We start from the raw sequence: 1778 nt of genomic DNA, 5'->3' as shown, positions 1-1778 counted from the left end.
CTCATCACCGGCGGTGCCGGCGGCCTCGGGTCCGCGCTCGCCCGCGACCTCGCGGAGCGCGGCGCCCCCGACCTCGTCCTCACCGGCCGCACCCCCACTCCACCCCGAGCCCTGCTCGCCGAACTCCGCGCGCTCGGCGCCCGCGCCCGCTACCAGGCGGCGGACGTGAGCGACGCCGGCGCCATCGACGACCTCGTCGCCGGGCTGCCGCCCCTGGACGGTGTCTTCCACGCGGCCGGTACGGCCCGCCCCGGCAGCCTGCGCGGCAAGTCGGACGACGAGATCGAGGAGACCCTCGCGGCCAAGGTCCACGGCACGGTCCTCCTCGCGGAGGCACTGCGCCGGTACGGCCACGACACCGCCGTCCGCGTCGCCTTCTCCTCCGTCTCCTCGGTCCTGCCCGGCCTGTCCGGCGCCCTCGGCGACTACGCCGCCGCCAACGCGTTCCTCGACGCCTTCACCACCGCCGAGCACGCCGCGGGGCGCCCCTGGCGGGCGATCACCCTCGGACCGGTCTCCGACACGGGCCTGGCGAGCGGCCCTCGCGCCGAGGACCGACTCCGTGCCCGGGGCCTCACCCCCATGCCCGTACGCGCCGCCCTCACCGCCCTCCGCACGGCCCTCACCCTGGACGCGCCCCACGTACTGGTGACGGGCACGACGGAACCGACGCCGACACCGACACCGGACCCCACACAGAGCCCCGCACCGGCACCGGCACCGGCACCGGCACCGGCACCCATCGCTCTCACGCCTGCCTCCGCGCCCGCACCCACACCAACGCCCGAGCCCTCACCCACATCCACATCCACGACCCGCACTGCCGCCGCAAGCAGCACCGCCCCCGAGATCACCGCGCTCCTCCGCCGTCTGCTCGCCGAAGCCCTCCACCGCTCCCCCGAGGACATCGCGGAGGACGCCCCCTTCCTCGGGCTCGGGCTGGACTCCCTCAGTGCCGTGGACCTCGCCCGGCGTCTGGAGCGGGAGCTGGGCCGGCCGCTGCCCGCCACCCTGCTCTTCGAGTACCGCACCATCGGCGAACTGGCCGCCCATCTGGCCACCGGGACGCCCAAGGCGGCACCGCCCGCCCTGCCAGCCGCGCCTCCCGCCATCGGGTCCGGCCGCGACGACGGCCTCCTGCCCCTCACCCCTCTCCAACTCGCCTTCCACACCAGCGCATCGCTGCACGAGGGCGTCACCGCGTACGGCTATGTCCGCCAGACCGTCAGCGGCCCCCTCGACCCCGCGCTCCTCGGCCGGGCGCTCGCCCACCTGGCCCTTCGTCACCCCCTGCTGCGGATGCGGTTGACCAGGGACGGCGGCTCCCGCCCGCGCCAGTACACCGCGCCGGCCGAGGTGCCCACCGCCCACGGTTCCGGGCCCGCCTGGTACGAGATCCGGCGGGTCCCGGCCGGTCCCCGCGACCTGGCCGACCTCGAACAGGCCCTCTGCAACCGCCCCTTCGACCTCACCGCGGAGGACCCCGTACGAGCCGTGCTGGTCCCCGACCAGGAGGACGCGCACCTCATCCATCTGCTCCTGGTCGTCCACCACGCCGCCGCCGACGGCTACAGCCTCAAGGTGCTGAGCGAGGACCTCTGGTCGCTGTACACCGCACTCGCGCGGGGAGAGGGAGCGACCCACGAACTCCCACCCACCTCAGGTGAGTTCGACGACTACGTGGCCGCCCTCACCGCGGAACGGCACTCCCCGGCGTTCGAGCGGGACCAGCGGTACTGGCGCGACCGCCTCACCACGCACCTGTCCGCCCCCTCCAC

1 protein-coding gene is annotated in these 1778 nt (G+C 75.2%); it reads left to right on the top strand.

Features of this window, described 5'->3' with window-relative positions:
• The coding region (locus AOK23_RS32205) for an SDR family NAD(P)-dependent oxidoreductase (RefSeq protein WP_157878220.1) at nt 1-1778 on the top strand (1778 nt) is incomplete at both ends.

It is taken from the genome of Streptomyces torulosus, assembly GCF_001419765.1.
GTDB lineage: Bacteria > Actinomycetota > Actinomycetes > Streptomycetales > Streptomycetaceae > Streptomyces > Streptomyces torulosus.
This window is presented reverse-complemented; position numbering and strand designations above follow the sequence as displayed.